This is a genomic window from Streptacidiphilus cavernicola, assembly GCF_042510955.1.
In the GTDB taxonomy this organism is placed as follows: domain Bacteria; phylum Actinomycetota; class Actinomycetes; order Streptomycetales; family Streptomycetaceae; genus Streptacidiphilus; species Streptacidiphilus cavernicola.
Genome location: NZ_JBHFAB010000003.1, coordinates 319988 through 340841, shown reverse-complemented (window position 1 = coordinate 340841; position 20854 = coordinate 319988). Strand labels below are relative to the sequence as shown.

The window sequence follows — 20854 nt, the reverse complement described above, 5'->3', positions numbered from 1 at the left end:
AACCCATGGCTATCTCCTCCGAGCCGACCTCGGACACGGAGCCGAAGGCGGCGCGCCCCGTGCCGTCGGCCGACACTCCCCCCGCCGAGACGGGCGACCCCAAGCGGTGGCAGGCCCTGCTGGTCCTCCTGGTCGCCGCGTTCCTCGACATGCTCGACAGCACGGTCGCCAACGTGGCCGCCCCGTCGATGCAGCGCGGCCTGCACGCCGGGTACTCCGCGATCCAGTGGGTGCTGGTGGGCTACCAGATGGCGTTCGCGCTGATGCTGATCCTGGGCGGACGCCTTGGCGACATCTTCGGGCGCAAGAAGGTCTTCCTGCTCGGCGTGGCCGGCTTCACCCTGTTCTCGCTGGCCTCCGGCTGCGCCCAGGAGCCGTGGCAGCTGGTCGCCGCGCGGGTGGCGCAGGGCGCCTGCGCCGGCATCATGGTCCCGCAGGTCATGTCGATCATCCATGTGACCTTCAGCGCCAAGGAGAAGGGCACCGCCTTCGCGCTGTACGGGTCGATCTCCGGGCTGGCCGCGACCATCGGCCTGGCGGCCGGCGGGCTACTGGTCGACTGGAACCTGTTCGGCCTGGACTGGCGCATCATCTTCCTGATCAACGTCCCGGTCGGGATCGCCGGCGTGATCTACGGCGCCAAGGTGATCCGCGAGTCCAAGGCGTCCTCCGCGCTGCGGCTGGACGGCTTCGGCCTGCTGCTGATCACCCTCGGCGTGGTCATGTTCATCTACCCGCTGCTGCAGGGCCGTGAGCTGGGCTGGCCGGTGGAGGGCTTCGTCTCGATGGGGCTGTCGGTCCCGGTCCTGGTCGGGTTCGTGCTCTGGCAGCGCCGCCGGATCAGCAGCGGCTCCTCGCCGCTGGTCGAGATGAGCATGTTCCGGATCCGCAGCTTCTCCAGCGGTCTCGCCGCGAATCTCGCTTTCTACATTGGCATGGGCATGTTCTCCATTGCCTGGACCCTCTACATGCAGATCGGCCAGGGCTGGAGCCCCATGCACGCCGGTCTGACCAGCCTGTTCTTCTGCGTCGGCGCCTTCTTCGCGTCCACCGGGTCGCTGATGGTGCTGGTGCCCAAGTTCGGCCGCAAGGTGCTGCACATCGGCGCCGTGGTGCTGGTCGCGGGCCTGCTCGGGTACATCTGGGTGGCTGGCCACTACGGCCACTCGATCCACTCCTGGCAGCTCGGCCTGCCGCTGTTCGTGATCGGCATCGGCTTCGGCGCCGTCGCCACCCCGCTGCCGGTGATCATCATCGGCGACGTCCCGCACCAGGACGCCGGCTCCGCCTCCGGCCTGGTGCACACCGACATCCAGCTGGGCTTCGCCATCGGCGGCGCCCTGGTCAGCGTGGTGTTCTTCGGCGGACTGGCCGCCGGCACCGCGTCCAGCGTGGACCACATCACCCCGCAACTGCGCCAGCAGCTGGTCGCCACCGCCTCGGTGGCGCCGGGTCAGGTCGACTCGACCATCGCCGCCTACCGCACCTGCGCGGTGGACCGCTCCAAGGAGAAGGACCCGAGCACCGTCCCGGGCTCCTGCACCTCGGTCCCGGCGCTGCAGGACCCCAAGGTCGCGGCGGTGCTCGGCTCGGCCACCAAGACGGTGACCGGTGACGCCTTCGCCGACAGCATGCAGGCGTCGCTGTGGACCTTCGGCGGCATCGTCGCCCTGGTCTTCCTGCTGATGTTCGCGATCCCCAAGCAGGCCGCGGAGCAGACCTTCGAGGACGGCGAGCTGTCCGGCGCCGCCGGGGAGGCCGCGGCGGCGGTCTGACCGCCCTTCAGCCGAGGGTGTGAAAGGAGCGAAGCGGGGCCGGTCTCTCGACCGGCCCCGCTTCGTCGTGCCCGCCTGCGGGATCGACCCGGAGTCGAGAGCCGGTCCAGACCCTGCGCCGACCGTGTGGTGTACCTGCCCAGGGCCCGGCCGAGGGCACCCGTAGGCGAAGGAGACACGATGGCCGAGCGACACTTCCAGCTGTACGACACGACCCTGCGTGACGGTACCCAGCAGGAGGGGATGCTGCTGACGACGGACGACAAACTGGCCGTCGCACGCCATCTGGACGCCTTCGGAGTCGGCTACATCGAGGGCGGCTGGCCCGGCGCGGTTCCCAAGGACACTGCCTTCTTCCACCGCGCCAAAACCGAACTCGACCTCAGCACCGCCCAGTTGGTCGCCTTCGGGGCGACCCGCCGGGCCGGCGCCACAGCGGCCGACGACCCGCAGGTACGCGCCCTGCTGGACGCCGAGACGCCGGTGGTGACCCTGGTCGCCAAGGCGCACACCCGCCACGTGGAACTCGCCCTGCGCACCACGCTGACCGAGAACCTGGCGATGATCGAGAGCACCGTGCGCCACCTGGTCCGGAACGGGCGCCGGGTGTTCCTGGACGCCGAGCACTACTTCGACGGCTTCCGGGCCAACCGCGAGTACGCGCTCGCCGTGGTCCGCGCCGCCGCCGAGGCCGGCGCCGAGACGGTGGTGCTGTGCGACACCAACGGCGGCTCGCTGCCGGAGGAGATCCGGGCCGTGGTCAGCGACACCCTGGCCGCCACCGGCGTCGGGCTCGGCATCCACTGCCACGACGACACCGGCTGCGCGGTCGCCAACACCCTGGCCGCGGTGGACGCGGGCGTGGACCACGTCCAGGGCACCGCGCACGGCTACGGCGAGCGCTGCGGCAACGCCGACCTCTTCACGGTCAGCTCCAACCTGGTGCTCAAGCGCGGCATCGAGGTGGTGCCGGTCGAGCGGCTGCGCGAGCTGGCCGGGATCGGCCGGGCCATCGGCGAGCTGACCGGCGTCCCCGGCCGCCCGGACGCCCCGTACGTGGGCTCGGCGGCGTTCGTGCACAAGGCCGGGCTGCACGCCTCGGCGCTGCGGGTGGACCCCGACCTCTACCAGCACACCCGGCCCGAGCTGGTCGGCAACGAGATGCGCACGCTGGTCTCGGACATGGGCGGGCGCTCCTCGGTGGAGCTCAAGGCCAGGAGCCTCGGCTACCCTGTCGACGCCGGCTCGGACGCGGTGGCCCGCACCGCCTCCCGGGTCAAGGACCTGGAGAACCGCGGCTACGCCTTCGAGTCCGCCGACGCCTCGTTCGAACTGCTGCTCCGGGCCGAACTGGCCGGCGGGGCACTGGACCTGCCGTTCAGCGTCGAGTCCTGGAAGGTCGGCATCAACCAGCTGCCGAACGGCCTGGTGCGGACCGAGGCGCTGGTCCGGCTGAAGCTCCAGGGCATGCAGGTGAGCGCCACCGGCACCGGCAACGGCCCGGTGAACGCCCTGGACCGGGCGGTGCACTCGGCGCTGGACCAGTTCTTCCCCGAGCTGGCCGCCCTGGAACTGGTGGACTACCAGGTCCGGGTGCTCAACGCGGAGGCCGGCAGCGGCGCCGCGGCCCGGGTGCTGATCTCGTTCCGGAACGGCGCCCGCCGCTGGGGCACCGTGGGCGTGGACGGCAACTCCGTCACCGCCTCCTGGGCGGCCCTGCTCGACGCGGTCTACTTCGTCCTGCTGAGCGCCCGCGACGCGGAGCCGGAGACGGCCCTCCCGGCCGTCGCCGCAGCAAGCTGACGGCCCATCAATCCTCTTACCAGGAGCGACTGTGCGACTCCACGACATCTACATCAGGGGGACCGGGACCCGGCTCCCCTCCACCCTGTCGGTCGCCGACGCCGTGGCGGCCGGAGCCTGCCCGGCCCGGGTGGCCGCGAGCACCGACACCGTCTCGGTCGCCTGGTCTCCGGACGAGTCCGCCGCCGAGATGGCGGTGGCCGCGGCCCGCAGCGCGCTGGAGCGCTCGGCCACCGCGCCGGAGGACGTCGACCTGATCCTGCACGCCGACACCTACCACCAGGGCCAGGACCTGTGGCCGGTGGCCTCCTACATCCAGCGCGAGACCGGGGCCGGACAGGGCCCCGCGCTGGAGATCCGGCAGATGTCCAACGGCGGCCTGGCCGCGCTGGACCTGGCCGCCGCCTACCTGACCGCGGGCAGCCACCGCTGCGAGGCGCTGCTGACCACCGCCGACCGCTTCTGCGAGCCCGGCATCGACCGCTGGCGCACCGACCCCGGCACCCCCTACGCGGACGGCGCGACCGCGCTGGTGCTGTCCCGCCGCGGCGGCTACGCCCGGCTGGTCTCCATCGCCATGCTCGGCGACGCCGAGCTGGAGCCGCTGCACCGCGGCGACGAGCCGTTCAGCCCGGCCCCGTTCACCCACCGGATCCCGGTCGACTTCGAGGAGGCCAAGCGGGCCTTCGTCGGCCGGGTCGGGATGTCCTTCGCGGTCACCCGGGCGCACGCGGGCCAGCAGGCGGTGCTCAAGGAGGCACTGGCCGACGCCGGAATGGAACTCGCCGACGCGGACTGGGTGCTGCTCCCGCACTTCGGCAAGCGCCGACTGGAAGTGATCTTCCACAAGCCGTTCGGCATCGACCCGGCCAGGACCACCTGGGAGTGGAGCCGCACCGTCGGCCACCTGGGCGCGGGCGACCAGTTCGCCGGCCTGGACCACCTGGTCGCCACCGGCAAGGCGCGGGCCGGCGACCGGATCGTCCTGGTCGGCGTCGGCGCGGGCTACAGCTGGGGTTGCGCGGTGGTGGAGATCACCGAGCCGCCGCACTGGAACTGACCCCGGATCAGACCCACAGCACCGCTCAAGTCACCGTCGAGCGAACCCTGCGACACTCATCCCAGCCGCCCCGTGCGGCGCTTCTCAGACCGGGAAGGTACCCCGTGACCACCACACCGACCGAGCAGAACACCGCGACCACCCATGTGACCGAGCACGCCGTCACCGTCTCCGCACGCCCCGAGGCGGTGTTCGGGCTGATCGCCGACGTCTCCGGCTGGCCCCAGCTGTTCGGCCCCACCATCCACGTGGAGGTGCTGGAGGAGACCCCGCTGGACGGGTCGCGGAGCGAGCAGCTGCTGCGGATCTGGGCCACGGCCGGCGAGCGGGCCAGGGCCTGGACCTCGCACCGGGTGCTCGACCCGGCGGCCGGGACCGTGGAGTTCCGCCAGGTGGTCTCCGCGCCCCCGGTGCAGAGCATGGGCGGGACCTGGATCGTCGAGGCGGACGGCGAGGGCAGCCGGGTGACCCTGCTGCACGACTACCAGGCGGTCGACGACGACCCGGAGGCGGTCGAGCTGATCGAGGCCGCGGTGGAGCGCAACAGCACGGCCGAGCTGGCGGCGCTCAAGCACGGCGCGGAACTGGGCGACCTGCGCGACGAACTGCTGTTCACCTTCAGTGACTCGCAGCGGATCCACGGCTCGGCCGAGGACGTCTTCGCCTTCCTGGACCGGGCCGACCTGTGGCCGGTCCGGCTGCCGCACGTGGCCCGGCTGGCGCTGGCCGAGGACGACCCCGGCATCCAGCACATGGACATGGACACCCGCAGCCCGGACGGCTCGACCCACAACACCACCTCGATCCGGGTCACCGACGCCGCTGCCGCCACCATCGTCTACAAGCAGCTCCGGGTGCCGCCGGTGATGGCGGTCCACACCGGCCGCTGGGTGATCGAGCCGGACCCGGACGGCGAGGCCGGGGTCGTCGTGGCCACCTCCTGGCACACCGTGGTCCTCGCGCCCGAGGGCATCAGCTCGGTGCTCGGCCCGGACCGCACCCTGGCCGAGGCCCGGGACATGGTCCGCAACGCGCTGGGCACCAACAGCTCCACCACCCTGCGCCATGCGGGGCAGTTCGCGGAGGAGGCACGTGCGCACGCGTGACCTGGACGGTCCCATCACCATCATCAACCGCTTCACGGTGAAGGAGGACGTCGAGACCTTCGGCCGGGAGTTCCAGGCGCACTCCCAGTTCCTGCGCGAGCAGCAGGAGTTCGACTTCCTGGTGAGCATGGAGGTGGTCGGCGCCGCGCCGGTGTTCGTCCAGCTGGCGCACTGGCAGACCCTGCGCGGCTTCCTCCAGGTGGTGCACGAGGACGCCTTCACCCGGCAGGTGCAGCGGCTCGGCGCGCTGGTGGAGACCCAGGCCGACCAGGCGGTCAGCGTGGCCAGGTCGCTGTATGCGGACGCGTCCGTGGGCGCGGTGAACGTCATGCTCACCCACGCCGAGAACCCGGACGACTGGCGGAAGTTCGAGCAGTGCTTCGGCACCATGAGCGACCACTTCGGCTCGCTCCCCGGCTTCGGCGGCAGCGACCTGCTCCGCTCCACCGTCCGCCCGCTGAACTACCTGGGCGTGTCCTGGTGGCAGGACGCCGAGTCCTGCGAGCAGGCGCTGCGCGGCGAGGAGTACCAGGAGTTGCGGATCGGCATGGCCGACCTCGCCGACATCGCCACCGAGCGCACCCGGCACGTCGCCTACCAGCGGGTCCTCACCGACTGAGGCCGCCGGGAGCGGTCCGCAGCAGTCCAGCCGGAGTCGAGCCGGGAACCGTCGGGTTCCCGGCTCTCTCGCGTGTCGGCCGCGAGACCTCCTCAAGCCCTCAGCGGGACCATGCGGCTATCAGCCCATCACCGATGCGACGGCACCACGACATGTGAGGGGGAAGCATGACCGGCACCCGGAACTTCACGGAGCACATCCTGGCCAGAGCGGCGGAGACGCCCGACCGGGAGGCTCTTGTCGTGCTACCCGACCGCGAGGGGCCGGCCCAGCCGACGCCCTTTTCCTACCGGGCTCTGGACGCGGCGGCGAAACGACTGGCCGGCTGGCTCCAGGACCGCGGCGCCGCGGGCGAGCGGGTGCTGATCCTGCACGCCAGCCGGCGCCAGTTCGCGGTCAGCTTCCTGGCCTGCCTGTACGCGGGCGCGATCGCGGTGCCCAGCGCGCCGCCCGGCGGCCGGCGGCACCACGAGGCCAGGATCGCCGGGATCGTCAAGGACGCGACCCCGTGCGTGGCGCTGACCGACGCCGCCGCCGCGCCCGACGTCTCCCGGCTGCTGGCCCAGTACGGCTACGGGCACATCCCCTGCCTGGCAGCCGACGTGGTGCCGCAGTCCGCGCCCTGGCACGAACCCGACCTGGACCGCGACTCGATCGCCTTCCTGCAGTACACCTCGGGCTCCACCCGTGACCCGCGCGGCGTCATGGTCACCCACGGCAACCTGCTGGCCAATCAGTTGACCATCAGTCAGAACCTGGGCACCACCTCGGAGTCGGTGCTCGGCGGCTGGCTGCCGTTCCATCACGACATGGGTCTGGTAGGCCAGCTACTGCATCCACTGTGGCTCGGCGCGACCTCGGTACTGCTCTCGCCCGAGTCGTTCGTACGCAGGCCGACCCGCTGGCTGGAGGCGATCAGCCGGCACCGGATCAGCGTCAGCGGCGCGCCGGACTTCGGCTACGAGCTGTGCGTGCGCGCGGCCGAGCGCGCGCCGCTGCCCGAGCTGGACCTCTCCGGCTGGACCACCGCGGTCAGCGGCGGCGAGCCGATCCGGCCGGAGACGCTGCGCGACTTCAGCGCGGCCTTCGCCCCGTCCGGGTTCAGGTCCGAGGCGCTGACCTCCGGCTACGGCCTGGCCGAGGCCACCCTGCTGGTGGCCAGCGGCCCCTGCGGCCCCGGCCGCGAGGTGGACGCCACCGCGCTGGAGCAGCGCGGCCTGTGCCCGCCGCAGGCCGACCTGCCGACCCGGTCGCTGATCCCCAGCGGCACGGTGGCGGGCACCGGCATCCTGATCGTCGGGCACGACCGCGGCCAGGTGCTGCCGGACGGCGAGGTCGGCGAGATCTGGGTCCGCGGCGACAGCGTCGCGCCCGGCTACTGGCGGCGTCCCGGCGAGAGCGCGCAGACCTTCGGCGGCTGCACCGCGGACGGGCGGCGCGGCTTCCTGCGCACCGGCGACCTGGGCGCGGTGGAGGACGGCGTGCTCTATGTGACCGGCCGGGTCAAGGACATGATCGTGGTCACCGGCCGCAACCTCTACCCGCAGGACATGGAGCAGATGGTGCAGCAGGTCAGCACGCTGTTCGGGTCGGCCAGCGCCTTCTCGGTACGCGGCGAGGACGAGCGGGTGGTGTTCGTCCAGGAGCTGCGTGCGCGCAGCCAGTACAACGTGGACCTGGCCGAGCTGACCGCGGCCGTGGAGCGGTGCCTGCATCGGGAGTTCGAGGTGAAGGTCGGCGCGGTGCTGCTGGTCCGGCCCGGCACCGTGCGCCGCACCACCAGCGGCAAGGTGGAGCGGGCGGCGATGCGCAGACTCTTCCTGCGCGGCGAGCTGCCCGCGCTGCACCAGACCATCAAGCCGGAGCTGGACGCACTGTTGGCGGGGAGTCGCAGGTGATCGCCGATCTGAGTACGGGACCGGGGCCGGAGGACGCCGAGGCCGTCGCCGCCGAAGCCATGGTCGCGGAAGCCACGGTCGTCGAAGCCATGGCCGCCGAAGTCATGGTCGCCGAGGCCGTCGCCGTCGAAACGCTCGCCGAGCCCACCGCCGAGGAGCGGATCGACGCCCTGGAGGCCGCCTTCGGGCCGCTGTTCTCGGTCGGGAACCCGCTGGGCCACCAGGCCCTGCTCGCCGCCGACGCCCGCGGCGAGGTGCCGCCGGGCGGGGAGGAGGTGCTGGACGGCTTCGGCCTCAACGCCGAGTTCGTGCCGCGGCAGCTGGGCGGCCGGCTGGACCGGCTCGACGTGCTCGGCCGGGTGCTGCGCCCGGTGTTCCGCCGGGACGCCTCGCTGGGCTTCGGCTACGGCCTCAACTGCTTCTTCGCCGCCGTCCCGGTCTGGACCGGCGGCAGCGAGGAGCAGCACGCCGCCGCCGCCGCGATGCTGCTGGACGGACGCCGGATCGCGGTGATCCGGCACGAGGTGGCGCACGGGAACGCGTTCGTCAGGGACGAGTTCGAGGCCCGCCCGGTGAAGCTGCCCGGCGACGCCGGGCCCGGCTTCCTGCTCAACGGCAGCAAGGCGGTGATCGCCAACGCCTCCCGGGCCGCGGGCCTGGTGGTCTTCGCCCGCACCGGCGACCAGGGCGGCGGGCGCGACTACTCGGTGCTGCTGCTGGACCGGGCCGAGCTGTCGGCCGAGTGCTTCGAGGACCTGGACCGGCACAGCACCGACGGGATGCGCAGCGCCGAGTTCGGCGGGCTGCGGGTGACCGACTGCCCGGTCCCGGCGGGCACCGTGGTCGGCGAGACCGGCAGCGGCTACGAACTGTCGCTGCGCTCCTCGCTGGTGATCCGCGGGCTGATCCCGTCCATCGTGGTGGCCGGCGCGGACACCGCGCTGCGCACCGTCGCCCGCTTCGCGGTCCGTCCGCGCACCGGGGGCCGCTCCTCGCTGGACGTGCAGCACGTCCGCGACGTGCTCACCGGGTCGTTCCTGGACCTGCTGGTCAGCGACTGCCTGGCGCTGGTGGCGACCCGGGCGCTGCACCTGCTCCCGGAGCAGATGAGCGCCTACGCCGCGGCTGCCGCCTACCTGGCGCCCAAGCTGGTCGCCGAGTGCATGGACGAGATGTCGGCGGTGCTCGGCAAGGCGACGTTCACCGCGCACGGCGAGTACGGGATGTTCCAGAAGCAGCTGCGGGACCTGCCGGTCACCTCGCTGGGCCACGCCGGCAGCGCGGGCCGCCAGGTCAGCATCCTGCCGCAGTTGCCGATGTTCGCCAGGAACGCCTGGTTCACCGGCGCCGAGGCGCCGGAGGCGCTGTTCAGCACGGTGCAGGGGCTCCCCCCGCTGGACCTGACCCGGGCGACCCTGCTCGGCGACGGCGACCCGCTCGCGGCGACCCTGCTGGCCTGCACCGACCTGCTGGAGTCGGAGCTGCCGTTGGAACGCGAGCTGCAGACGCTGCGGTTCCTGGCCCGGTCCTTCACGGTCGAGCTGGGCGAGCTGCGGGACGCCTTCCTCGGCGTCTCCCCCGGCGACCGCGAGGCGCTGGTCAGCCCGTACGCCTTCGCCATGGCGGACCGCTACGCGGTGGTACTGGCCGCCGCCGCCTGCCTCGGCGTCTGGCGGGACCAGCGCAGCACTGCGGGCTCCTTCCTCGGCCGGGCGTTCTGGATCACCGCCGCGCTGTACCGGCTGGCCAAGCGGCTCGGGCTGCCGCTCCCGGACCGGCCGACGGCGGAGGAGGAGGCCGTCCTCGGCGAGGTGCTCGCCCGACTGCACGGCGGCCGCAGCTACGACCTGTACGGCTCTCCGCTGGCGTGAAAGAGCCGCCCCACCCCTTCGACCACTCCGACCCCGAGGAGAGACCATCATGAGCACACCCAGCGAGGACCCGGACTACGCCGACTGGCTGCTCCGCCGGCTGGTCCACTACCTGGGGCGGATCGTTCCGGACGACGTGCCCTTCACCGAGTGCGGGCTCGACTCGGTCGCCGCGCTCAGCCTGTACGGCGACATCGAGGAGGAGTTCGGCCCGGTCATCGACTCCACCGACATCTGGATCCACCCCACCGTGCGGGAGTTGGCCGCCTACCTGCAGCTGCGGGACTTCCGGCTGGGCGGCGGCCAGCAGGTCCGCGCCGCGTTCCTGTTCACCGGCCAGGGCTCGCAGCACCCGGGGATGACGGCCGGCCTCTACCTCAACTCCACCGGCTACCGCCGGTTCCTGGACGAGGCCTCGGAGGCGCTGTTCCCCTACCTCGGCCGCTCGCTGGTGGACCTGCTGCTGACCCGGGACGACCGGGTGCACCAGACCGCGTTCACCCAGCCGGCCCTGTTCGCGGTGGAGTACGCACTGGCCCGCACCCTGGAGGAGGCGGGCGCGCAGGCGGTGGCCGTGCTCGGGCACGGCATCGGCGAGTTCGCCGCCGCGGTGATCGCCGGGTCGCTCAGCCTGGCCGACGCGGCCAAGCTGGTCTCGGTGCGCGGCGCGTTCATGCAGTACCTGCCGAACGGCGGCGGCATGATGGCGACCTGCGCGGCGCCGTACGAGGCGGCCGAGCTGATCGCGGACGAGCCCGGGGTCGGCATCGGCGCGATCAACGCCGCCCGCGCCACCGTGCTGTCCGGCGACCAGGCCGGGCTGGAGCGGGTCCAGAAGCAGTTGGAGGCGCGCGGCATCGCCTGCAAGATGCTGCAGGTGACGCATGCCTTCCACTCGCCGCTGATGGAGCCGATGCTGGCCAAGTTCGAGGCGGTCAGCCGGCGGCTGCCCGGCGGCTCGCCGCGGCTGCCGTACTACTCCACCGTGCACGGGCGGCTGACCAACGAGCCGCTGTACGCGCCCTACTGGACCGCGCAGATCACCTCCCCGGTCCGCTTCGCGGACGCCGCCCGGCAGTTGCTGGACCAGCAGGCGCTGACCCATGTGGTGGAGATCGGCCCGCGGGTGGTGCTCACCCCGTTCATGCGCCGCCTCGGCGGCAGCTCGGGACCGCGCTGCCTGGCCATGTGCAAGGGCCCGGAGAGCAACGCGGTGGACCTGGCCGGGGTCCTCTCCGCGCTCGACGCCGGGCCGCTGGCCCACCCGTTTGCGAGGGCCTGAGGTGGCCGAACCGCTGGGGGGAATCCGGCGCCCCCGGGTCGTCCAGGGTCAGCGCGGGCCCTGGAACGCGTTCCGCAGGGACCTGGCCGAGTCCGGTTCGGCCGTGGTCTACGGCCGGCTCGACGACTGGTCGGCCGACCCCGGCGACCCGGTCAGGATCGGCTCGCTGCTCGGCCGGGAGAACGCCCGCTACCAGGGCATCGCCAACCCGCTGAGCCGGGCCCGGTTCCTGGCCTCGCGGCTGATGCTGCGTCAGGCGGCGGCGACCGCGATCGAGACCGACCCGGAGCTGGTCGACCTCGCGTACCAGCACGGCGGCCGGCCGTATGTGCGCGGGTGCGATCAGATCGACATCAGCCTCAGCCACACCGACGAGATCATCGTGGTCGGAGTGACCAGCCGGGGCCGGATCGGGGTGGACGTCGAGCGCGCGGACCGGCGGATGGCGGGCACCGGCTCCGAGGCGCAGGGCTTCACCCCGTACGAGCGGGACCGGCTCGACCCGGACGACCTGGACCGGCGCAATGACACGCTGATCCGGCTGTGGACCCTCAAGGAGGCCTACAGCAAGGCGCTCGGGCAGGGCCTGCGGTTCCGCTTCACCGAGTTCGGCTTCGCCCTGGACGGGCCGCGGGCGCACCTGGTCCAGCCCAACGGCGCCCCGGTGGCCACCGGCACGGCCTGGAGCTTCGGCACCTTCACCCTGGTCGACTCGCGCTATGTGGTGAGCGTCGCGGTGCACGACTCGGGCTTCGGCGGCGGCGCCGACCTCTCGGTGGGCACCGCGCTGGACGCCGGGCTGCTGGACGCGCTGCTGCGGACCACCGCGGGACTGACCGACGACAGCGCCCGGAGCGGCTGGTGACGGACGGTCAGGGTATCCAGCCGGCTTCCTCGGCGATCCGGATGGCGTCCACCCGGTTGCGGGCGTAGAGCTTGGTGACGATCGAGGTGAGGTAGTTCTGCACGGTCCCCTTGGAGAGGAACAGCAGGCCGGCGATCTCCACCGCGTCGGCCCCGCCCGCGGCCAGCCGCAGCACCTCCAGCTCGCGCGGGGACAGCGGGTTGCCGGGCGAGACCCAGGCCGACATGGCCAGCTGCGGGTCGATCACCCGCCCGCCGGAGGCGACCACCCGGACCGCGGCCGCCAGCCGGTCCGGCGGGGCGTCCTTCAGCAGGAATCCGGAGACCTGCGCCGCCATCGCCCGGCGCAGCGTCCCCGGCCGCCCCAGGCTGGTCAGGATGAGGGTGCGGCAGGACGGCAGGGTCTCCCTGAGGTTGGTGGCGGCGGTCAGGCCGTCGATCCCGGGGAGGTCGATGTCGATCACGGCCACCTCGGGTCTGGTCTCCACCGCGGCGGCCACGATCAGGTCGCCGCGGTCGACCGAGGCGACCACCTCGAAGTCCGGCTCCAGTTCCAGCAGCGCCACCAGCGCCCCCCGGATCATGTGCACGTCTTCGGCCAGCAGAATCCTCACCGCGACCGGCTCCAGCGGAGCGGTCCGGCATCGGGGCGTCTGGGCTGAGCGGGCACGATCGGTCCTCGCGGGTAGGGACGGGTGGGGTTAACAGTACGACGGCGGTCAGCCGACGGCGGCGCGAGGCTCCGACACGGCCCCGGTGGACGGGCCCGGCGCGGACCCGGCCACCGAGCCGGCCGCGGCCGGACCGGCCTGGCGGACCGGCGCCTCGACGTCCAGGTGGAACCGGCCGTCGCCGCGCACTCCGGCGGACACCATGCCGCCGATCGCGGTGAGCCGGGTCTGCAGATTGCCCAGTCCGCTGCCGCTGTGCGGGGGTGACTGCCCGCGCTGGTCCTCCACCCCGTCGTTCACCAGACTCATACGCACCAGGCCCCCGTTCAGCGAGGCCGAGATGGAGCAGTGCTGCACCCTGCTGTGCCGCAGCACATTGGTGATCCCCTCGCGCAGCGCGGTGGCCAGCACGGTGTCCACCACCGGGTGCAGCCGGCCGCAGGAGATGTCGACCTCGGCCTGGACGTCCGCGGCCTGGAGCGTCCGGGCAGCCGACTCGGCCTCGGCGACCAGGGACATGTCCCGGTAGCCGCTGGCGACCAGCCGGACATCGGCGAGCGCCTGCCGGGAGATGTCGAGCACGCCGACGATCTCCTCGCAGGCCCGGTCCGGACGGACTCCGACCAGACGGTGGATCAGCTCGGTCTTCAGGGTGATCGCGGAGAGGCTGTAGCCGAGCAGGTCGTGCAGGTCCCGGGCGAACCGCAGCCGCTCCTGCCCCACCGCTGCCCTGGCCAGGGTGATCCGGGACGCGTTGACCTCCTCCACCAGGTCGGACAGCCGGGTCAGACCGTAGATCACCAGGCCGGTCAGCGAGGTCGACTGGACCACGTAGGCGATGTCCACCGGCGAGTGCAGGTAGGCCACCGCGAAGACCAGCGAGCTGGCGACCACCGCGCCGAACATCACCCAGGCGGTGCGCCCGCTGAGCAGCAGCAGCACCGAGCCGGCCAGGAAGCCCAGCATCCCGCCCCAGGCGACGCCGAAGACCACGGCCGGCCCGTAGGTGAGCACGGCCTGCCCGCCCAGGGCGAGCAGCCGCTTCCGGGTCGACCAGGACCTGATCCTGGGCGAGGAGTTGACCACCTGTATGACGAAGACCGCGGCGATGCACCCGGTGAAGACGATCAGGGTGCCGTTCCGCGCCCCCGAGGTCGCCACATTGGTCACCGCGATGGCGGAGTAGCACAATATGGCGAACACGGTAAGCGTGCGGGCGAATCTCGGTGCTGGTAATTCCGTCGTCCCCAGTGCGTTCCGCAGCCTCGGTTCCGGTTTGTGTTCCTCCGGTTCGCACGGTGCTTGCGTGGTAACGGCGGCTGTCCTGAGCTGGTTGCCATCCACTCGTGCCCCCAAGTCGCCCTGCCCAACTGAACCGGGATGATACCGTGCCCAGCTTGACGCAGTCATGAGAAAGGCGACGTTCAAACAAACAGCGGAACGGGGTTGAGCCGGTCCCGGCCGGTCGGCCGGTCCAGCCGCCCCAGCGCCACCGGGACGTCGAACAGCCGTCCCAGCGCGAACCGGGCCCAGAAGTGGCGCAGCCCCGGCACCAGTACCTTCACCACCGGCAGCCCCACGTCCGGCCGGGTCTGGTCGAGCACCAGCAGTTCCATCCCCCGGGCGGCGACCAGTGACTCGGCCGCGACGATGTCGTCCCGCAGGTCGGGACGGCGCCGGTAGTCGTAGCTGCCGGGCGAGCGCGGCTTGAGCGCCGGATCGGGCAGCAGGTAGGGCTGGTTGGCGGTGGTGGCCCCGGTCCACCAGGAGAGCAGCCCCGGGTCGGACAGCCGGTAGCCGGTGCCGTCGGCGCGGGCGTCGACCACCGCGGGGAGCAGTTGGCCCATCTCGGTGAGGGCCCGGCTGAGCGCGATCCGCGGGTCGAAGTGCGCGCCGAAGCCGAAGGCCAGGTCCTCGGCCGGCTTGTCGGTGCGCCGGGAGACCGCGACCATCACCGGGACGCCCAGGTCGGTGCTGACGTCCAGCACCCAGACCTGGCGCCGCATCCGGGCGTAGGCCTCGCGCAGCTCCGCCAGCCAGGGTGCGTCGAAGGCGTCCAGGTCGACCGCGGCGTGCCGGGTGCGGTTGTACCACCAGATGGCGACCGCGTCCCGCTCGACCAGTTCCAGGAAGCCCTGGACGATCGCGTCCTCGGTGCTGCTCCCGGCCGCGTTGCCGTTGGAGTCTGCCCAGGGGCCGTCCGTGCAGGCGCCCTGGGCGGAGTCGAAGTACAGCATGGAGGTGGGCAGGTAGCGGTGGGTCTGCGCGGTGAGCGACCAGACCGGGGTCCACTCCACCGGGCGGGCCGGATCGAACGGCGCGGGGACCCGGTGGAACGAGGAGTTGGCGGCGTTCCAGCGCTCCCGTTCGCGGTACTGCCAGGGGGCGAACAGCTGGCACCGGTCCGGGTGCAGCGCCGAGCCGCCGAGGCCGCGCAGGGTGTCCCTGACCACGGGCTCGTCGCCCTGCCGGGTGGCCGAGTAGCGCTCCACCGCCTCGCAGAGCGCGCCGACCTCGGCCTCGCGCGCGGTGAGCCCCTTGCCGCCGCTGCTGTTGCGCAGGCCGCTGCGGAGCCCGGCCAGCGAGTGCGCCCTGATCGCGAGGTTCCGGCCGGAGACATAGCCGTTGATGCCGGGCGGCAGGCCGGGGTCGCGGCGGACCTCGTCGACGATCCCGGTGAGCGGCCCGACCAGGTGGCCGTAGCGCTCCAGCACCTGGTCCGGGCTGAGCGCCCGTTCGCCGCCGTCGGCGCCGTAGGCCTTGGGCCGGGGCTGCGGGCGCACCGGCGCCAGCGCCCGTGCCGCGGTCAGCCCCGGGTCGCCGCAGGCGGAGCACTGCGGGCGGCGGAGCAGCCGGTGGTGACGGGTGGTCAGGCTGAGGGTGTCGATGGTGCACACCGCGTCCTCCTGCCCCTCGGCGCCGGCGATCCAGCGGGCCGCCATCAGCACCGCGGCCTGCAGGCCTATCGCCCGTCCCGCGGTGAGCGACGCCTCGGGCCGCAGCACCGGGCCGTCCAGGCCGAGCGCGCGCTGCACCGGCAGGTCGGCCCGGCGCTTCTCGCGCAGCCGGTGCGCCAGGCAGTACCAGCACGGCCCGGCGCCGGGGCGGAAGACCGGGCCGATCCACGGCTCGACCCCGCCCGGCTTGGCCAGCAGCCAGGGCCGCCCCTCGGCCCGGTGCCGGGCGTCGATCCGGCCCAGCTCGGGGTGCAGGTAGTCGTCGCACAGCACCACGGTCAGCTCGGCCAGGTGCGCCTCGTCGGGCCCGGTCACCCGCAGCCCGGACGAGGCGCAGGCGGCGACCGCCTCGACCGGCGAGACGCCGCCCGCGGTCAGCAGCCTGACCGGGCGTCCGGCCACGGCCGACTCGGCGCTGGCGCCGTCGACCCCGGCCAGTTCCCAGTAGGCGTGCGCCCGCGGGTCCGCCGCCGGGTGCAGGTAGCCGACCAGGTTGGCCCTGGCCAGCCGGCCGACCAGTCGGCCCGCCTCGGAGGGCGGGACGGCCGGTGCGGCGTCCTCGAGCAGCCGGGCCAGGGTCCTGGTCCCGTCCAGCAGGGGGACCAGGGCCTCGATGTGCGTGCCCCTGACCGCGGTGACACCGCGGGAGGAGAACAGGTAGGCCGCCTCCCCCGGGACGACCTCGGCCCGCAGGTGCGGTTTGAAGCCGAGCAGGTCGCCCCGGGTACCGATCGATGTCATCGGTCGGTCAGGAGGCGCAGTAGGTGAGCAGGGCGACGGTGTTCGACAGGGACTTGGGATCGAGGTCCTCGATCACGAAGTCGTCGGAGTCGAAGGAGCCGCCGATGTACAGCGGCTCGGTCGCGGACAGTCCGAACTCCGCCAGGACGGCGGCCGGGTCGGCCGCGTAGCGCTGGGCCAGCTCGGGTTCGAGGCCGGTGCGGGCCGCGAGTTCGGCGTTGCGCCGGTCGTCGGGATCGGTCAGGGTCGCGGTGCGGCTGTTCGCGGTCACGGTCAGCACGGGAGCGCCTCCAATTTATGTCGGACACGTCATCGAATGGTGCCTGGTCCGTTCGTTTTCCTGTTGAGGAGTCTGCTGACCGCCGGCTTCACCGGGACAGTGCTGGAGTCACCATCCCCCTATGACATTTTCACGAGGGCACTCGTGAACGGATCACTGGCTTCCGGCTGGGGGCGCTGCGAGGCTCCAGGTTGGGCGTGCGACAGCAGCCGCCGACCGGTCGATCCGCAGGTGAGGCCGAAAGGAGAGTGCACGATGGAAATCAAGGTTCTGGGCCCGCTGACCGCCCATGAACGCGGGATCTCGCTGGTGCCCAGCGCGGCCAAGCCGCGGCAGATACTCGCACTTCTCGCACTTCAGGCAGATCACGTCGTCACGGTGCCGACGCTGATGGAGGAGATCTGGGGGCCGGACGTCCCGCGCAGCGCGGCGACCACCCTGCAGACCTACATCCTGCAGTTGCGCCGCAGGATCGCCGCCGCGCTGGCCGGCGACACCGAGCGCTCGGCCAAGGACGTGCTGGTGACCCAGCACGGCGGCTACCTGCTGCAGGTGCAGCCGGGCCAGGTCGACGCACAGGAGTACGAACAGCTCACCGCCTCCGGGCGGGCCGCCTACGACGCCCAGGACTACCGGGCGGCGTCCGACCTGCTCGGCGCCGCCCTGGCGCTGTGGACCGGTCCGGCGCTGGTCGACGTCCGGGTCGGCAGCGTACTGGAGCTGGAGGTGCTGCGGATGGACGAGAACCGGATAGCGGCCCTCGAGCGCCGGATCGACGCCGACCTGCGCCTGGGCCGGCACGCCGAGATCGTGCCCGAACTCCGGGTACTGACGGCGCGTCATCCGATGCACGAGAGCTTCTGCGCGCAGCTCATGCTGGCCACCCACCGCTCCGGCGGCGCCTGGCGGGCCCTGGAGGCCTACCAGCGGCTGCGCGAGACCCTGGTCGAGGAGCTGGGCCTGGAGCCCTCGCCCCGGCTGCGCCGACTGCAGCAGGCCGTCCTGTCCGCCGATCCCGCGCTGGACCTCAGCGTGGCCACGATCGTCTGACACCCCTCCCTGCCTCCCCCCGCAGGACCGTTCCTCGGCTCCGCGCCCCCTCCGGGCGTGGGCGCCGAAACGGTTCGCCCCTACAGTTCGTATACGAGTTACTTCTTTCGGGACGGTCCACGCGGATACGAGCCGGTGTCGAGCACCCACCCGAACCATGACCTCACCGGACCGGCAGCGCGTCACAAGCCCGTCGCTGTCCGGGCATGGTCAGCCGGGGCGGAGCAGGACACGATCCGGAACCGCCCCGGCCACCCGGCACCGATCCAGGAGCGGCCCGACCGAAGGGGATCACAGTGGCCCGCACAGTTCCATCCGGCAGGCGCGCGCACCCGCGCCCCGCTTCCGAGAAGGGGAGGTAGCAGCGATGCGCAGAGTCGTCATCACCGGCCTGGGCGTCGTGGCGCCCGGCGGGGTAGGGGTCAAGAACTACTGGGAGCTGCTCACCGCGGGCCGCACGGCCACCCGCTCCATCTCCTTCTACGACGCCTCCCCCTTCCGCTCGCAGGTCGCCGCGGAGTGCGACTTCGACCCGGCCGCCGCGGGCCTCAGCCCGCAGGAGATCCGCCGGCTCGACCGCGCGGCCCAGTTCGCGGTGGTGTCCACCCGTGAGGCGATCGCCGACAGCGGCCTGGACTTCGCCGCGCTCGACCCGTACCGGGTCGGCACCTCGCTGGGCAGCGCGGTCGGCTGCACCACCAGCCTGGAGCGCGAGTACGCGGTGGTCAGCAACGGCGGCCGCAAGTGGAACGTGGACCACGAGTCCGCGGGGCCGGAGCTCTACCGGCACTTCGTGCCCAGCTCGATGGCCTCCGCGGTCGGCCGCGCGGCCGGCGCCGAGGGCCCGGCCGCGGTGGTCTCCACCGGCTGCACCTCGGGTCTGGACTCGCTCGGCCACGCCGTCGACCTGATCCGCGAGGGCAGCGCCGACGTGATGGTGGCCGGCGCGACCGAGGCCCCGATCTCCCCGATCACCTCGGCCTGCTTCGACGCCATCCACGCCACCACCCCGCGCAACGACGACCCGGAGCACGCCTGCCGGCCGTTCGACCGGACCCGCAGCGGCCTGGTCCTCGGCGAGGGCGCGGCGGTGCTGATCCTGGAGGAGCTGGACAGCGCGGTCCGGCGCGGCGCGCACATCTACGCGGAGATCGCGGGCTTCGCCGCCCGTTGCAACGCGTACCACATGACCGGGCTCAAGGCCGACGGCCGGGAGATGTCCCAGGCCATCGACGCGGCCATGGAAGAGGCCCGGCTCGCACCGGAGGCGCTCGACTACATCAACGCCCACGGCAGCGGCACCAAGATGAACGACCGGCACGAGACCGGCGCGTTCAAGCTCAGCCTCGGCGAGCACGCCTACCGCACCCCGATCAGCTCCATCAAGTCGATGATCGGCCACTCGCTGGGCGCGATCGGCTCGCTGGAGATCGCCGCCTGCGCGCTGGCGATGGAGCACGGGCTGCTGCCGCCCACCGCCAACCTGCACGAACCCGACCCGGAGCTCGACCTCGACTACATCCCGCTGGTCGCCCGTGAGAAGCAGACCGACGCGGTCCTCAGCGTCGGCAGCGGCTTCGGCGGCTTCCAGAGCGCGATGGTCCTGGCGCGGCCGGACAGGAGCCTGTGATGAGCCCGACCACTGTGGTGACCGGCCTGGGCATCGTCGCGCCCAACGGCCTCGGCACCGAGGACTACTGGAAGTCAACCCTGGCCGGCGACTCGGGCCTGGCCCGGGTCACCCGGTTCGACCCCGGCCAGTACCCGTCCACCGTCGGCGGCGAGGTCCCCGGCTTCACCGCCGAGGAGCACATCCCCAGCCGGCTGATGCCGCAGACCGACCACATGACCCGGCTGGCGCTGACCGCGGCCGACTGGGCGATCAAGGACGCCGGGGTCGAGCCGGGCCAGCTGCCCGAGTTCGGCATGGGCGTGGTCACCTCGGCCTCCGGCGGCGCGGTCGAGTTCGGCCAGCGCGAGCTGCAGAACCTGTGGAGCAAGGGCAAGGAGTACGTCAGCGCGTACCAGTCCTTCGCCTGGTTCTACGCGGTGAACACCGGTCAGATCTCGATCCGGCACGAGATGCGCGGCCCCAGCGGGGTGCTGCTCACCGAGCAGGCCGGCGGGATCGACTCGCTCGGCCAGGCCCGACGGCACGTCCGCAAGGGCTTCCCGCTGATCGTGGCCGGCGGCGTGGACGCGGCACTGTGCCCGTGGGGCTGGGTGCCGCAGATCGCCTCCGGGCTGATGAGCACGGTCGCCGACCCGGCCCGCGCCTACCTGCCCTTCTCCGCGGACGCCTCCGGGTACGTCCCCGGCGAGGGCGGCGCGATCCTGGTCACCGAGGACGCCGACTCGGCCCGCGAGCGCGGGGCGAGCCAGGTCTACGGCGAGATCGCCGGCTACGCGGCCACCCTGGACCCGGCCCCGGAGACCGGCCGTCCGTCCGGCTTCCTGCGGGCGGCGCGCAACGCGATCGAGGACGCCGGGCTCACCCCGGCCGACATCGACGTGGTGTTCGCCGACGCCTCCGGCGTACCGGAGCTGGACCGGGCCGAGGCCCAGGCGATCAGCGAGCTGTTCGGCGACCGCGCCGTCCCGGTCACCGCGCCCAAGACCATGACCGGACGGCTGCTGGCCGGCGGGTCGGCCCTGGACGTGGCCACCGCGCTGCTGGCGCTGCGGGACGGGGTGATCCCGCCGACCGTGAACGTGGGCGCCGCCGCACCGGAGCTCACCATCGACCTGGTCACCGAGGCCAGGGAGGCGCGGCTGCGGTCCGCGCTGGTCCTCACCCGCGGGCACGGCGGCTTCAACGCCGCCCTCGTCGTCCGCCGCACCTCCTGACCACCGCACCAGCCACACCACTCCAGAGAG

General features: G+C 72.7%; 16 protein-coding genes. 12 read left to right on the top strand and 4 right to left on the bottom strand.

Annotated elements, in window-relative coordinates:
- Nucleotides 1-5 precede the first annotated feature (5 nt).
- The 9 genes from ACEZDE_RS05930 (at nt 6) to ACEZDE_RS05890 (ending at nt 12279) form a co-directional block, all read left to right on the top strand.
- Complete coding sequence (locus ACEZDE_RS05930; protein WP_380533201.1) at nt 6-1775, top strand: MFS transporter; 1770 nt, start codon at nt 6-8, stop codon at nt 1773-1775.
- A 180-nt stretch (nt 1776-1955) separates the two neighbouring features.
- Nucleotides 1956-3578, top strand: coding sequence for a citramalate synthase (cimA, locus tag ACEZDE_RS05925; protein ID WP_380533198.1), 1623 nt, complete (start codon nt 1956-1958; stop codon nt 3576-3578).
- A gap of 31 nt (nt 3579-3609) precedes the next feature.
- Nucleotides 3610-4638 (top strand): ketoacyl-ACP synthase III family protein, encoded by a 1029-nt coding sequence (locus ACEZDE_RS05920; protein ID WP_380533195.1) that lies wholly within the window; start codon nt 3610-3612, stop codon nt 4636-4638.
- A gap of 104 nt (nt 4639-4742) precedes the next feature.
- Nucleotides 4743-5744 carry an aromatase/cyclase gene (locus ACEZDE_RS05915; protein WP_380533192.1) on the top strand — a complete coding sequence of 334 codons (1002 nt, stop codon included), beginning with the start codon at nt 4743-4745 and terminating at the stop codon, nt 5742-5744.
- A complete protein-coding gene (locus ACEZDE_RS05910; RefSeq protein WP_380533189.1) occupies nt 5731-6363 on the top strand; it encodes an antibiotic biosynthesis monooxygenase family protein in 633 nt (210 codons plus the stop codon). The genes ACEZDE_RS05915 and ACEZDE_RS05910 overlap by 14 nt, the downstream gene beginning before the upstream one ends.
- Nucleotides 6364-6530: 167 nt before the next feature.
- The gene (locus tag ACEZDE_RS05905) at nt 6531-8261 is read left to right on the top strand and encodes a fatty acyl-AMP ligase (protein ID WP_380533186.1); all 1731 of its coding nucleotides are present in this window, start codon (nt 6531-6533) and stop codon (nt 8259-8261) included.
- Nucleotides 8258-10132, top strand: coding sequence for an acyl-CoA dehydrogenase family protein (locus ACEZDE_RS05900; protein ID WP_380533183.1), 1875 nt, complete (start codon nt 8258-8260; stop codon nt 10130-10132). The genes ACEZDE_RS05905 and ACEZDE_RS05900 overlap by 4 nt, the downstream gene beginning before the upstream one ends.
- 49 nt (nt 10133-10181) lie before the next feature.
- On the top strand, nt 10182-11414 hold the full coding sequence (locus ACEZDE_RS05895) for an acyltransferase domain-containing protein (RefSeq protein ID WP_380533180.1): 1233 nt from the start codon (nt 10182-10184) through the stop codon (nt 11412-11414).
- 1 nt (nt 11415) lies between these two features.
- On the top strand, nt 11416-12279 hold the full coding sequence (locus ACEZDE_RS05890; RefSeq protein ID WP_380533177.1) for a 4'-phosphopantetheinyl transferase family protein: 864 nt from the start codon (nt 11416-11418) through the stop codon (nt 12277-12279).
- Between the two features lie 7 nt (nt 12280-12286).
- On the opposite strand, the gene ACEZDE_RS05885 is transcribed toward ACEZDE_RS05890, so the two are convergent.
- The 4 genes from ACEZDE_RS05885 to ACEZDE_RS05870 form a co-directional block, all read right to left on the bottom strand.
- Complete coding sequence (locus ACEZDE_RS05885; protein WP_380533174.1) at nt 12287-12892, bottom strand: response regulator transcription factor; 606 nt, start codon at nt 12890-12892, stop codon at nt 12287-12289.
- 105 nt (nt 12893-12997) lie between these two features.
- Entirely contained in the window at nt 12998-14152 is a 1155-nt protein-coding gene (locus tag ACEZDE_RS05880; protein WP_380533171.1) for a sensor histidine kinase, read from the bottom strand.
- A 221-nt stretch (nt 14153-14373) separates the two neighbouring features.
- Nucleotides 14374-16647 carry a TOMM precursor leader peptide-binding protein gene (locus ACEZDE_RS05875; protein WP_380533168.1) on the bottom strand — a complete coding sequence of 758 codons (2274 nt, stop codon included), beginning with the start codon at nt 16645-16647 and terminating at the stop codon, nt 14374-14376.
- Nucleotides 16648-16654: 7 nt separating this feature from the next.
- Entirely contained in the window at nt 16655-16918 is a 264-nt protein-coding gene (locus tag ACEZDE_RS05870; RefSeq protein WP_380533165.1) for a hypothetical protein, read from the bottom strand.
- Between the two features lie 264 nt (nt 16919-17182).
- Between ACEZDE_RS05870 and ACEZDE_RS05865 the strand changes: the two genes are divergently transcribed.
- From ACEZDE_RS05865 to ACEZDE_RS05855, 3 genes are all read left to right on the top strand, one after another.
- Nucleotides 17183-17977: an AfsR/SARP family transcriptional regulator gene (locus ACEZDE_RS05865; protein WP_380533162.1), complete on the top strand. Its 795-nt coding sequence runs from the start codon at nt 17183-17185 to the stop codon at nt 17975-17977.
- Between the two features lie 367 nt (nt 17978-18344).
- Entirely contained in the window at nt 18345-19607 is a 1263-nt protein-coding gene (locus tag ACEZDE_RS05860; RefSeq protein WP_380533159.1) for a beta-ketoacyl-[acyl-carrier-protein] synthase family protein, read from the top strand.
- On the top strand, nt 19607-20824 hold the full coding sequence (locus ACEZDE_RS05855; protein WP_380533156.1) for a ketosynthase chain-length factor: 1218 nt from the start codon (nt 19607-19609) through the stop codon (nt 20822-20824). The genes ACEZDE_RS05860 and ACEZDE_RS05855 overlap by 1 nt, the downstream gene beginning before the upstream one ends.
- The last annotated feature ends 30 nt before the right edge of the window (nt 20825-20854 follow it).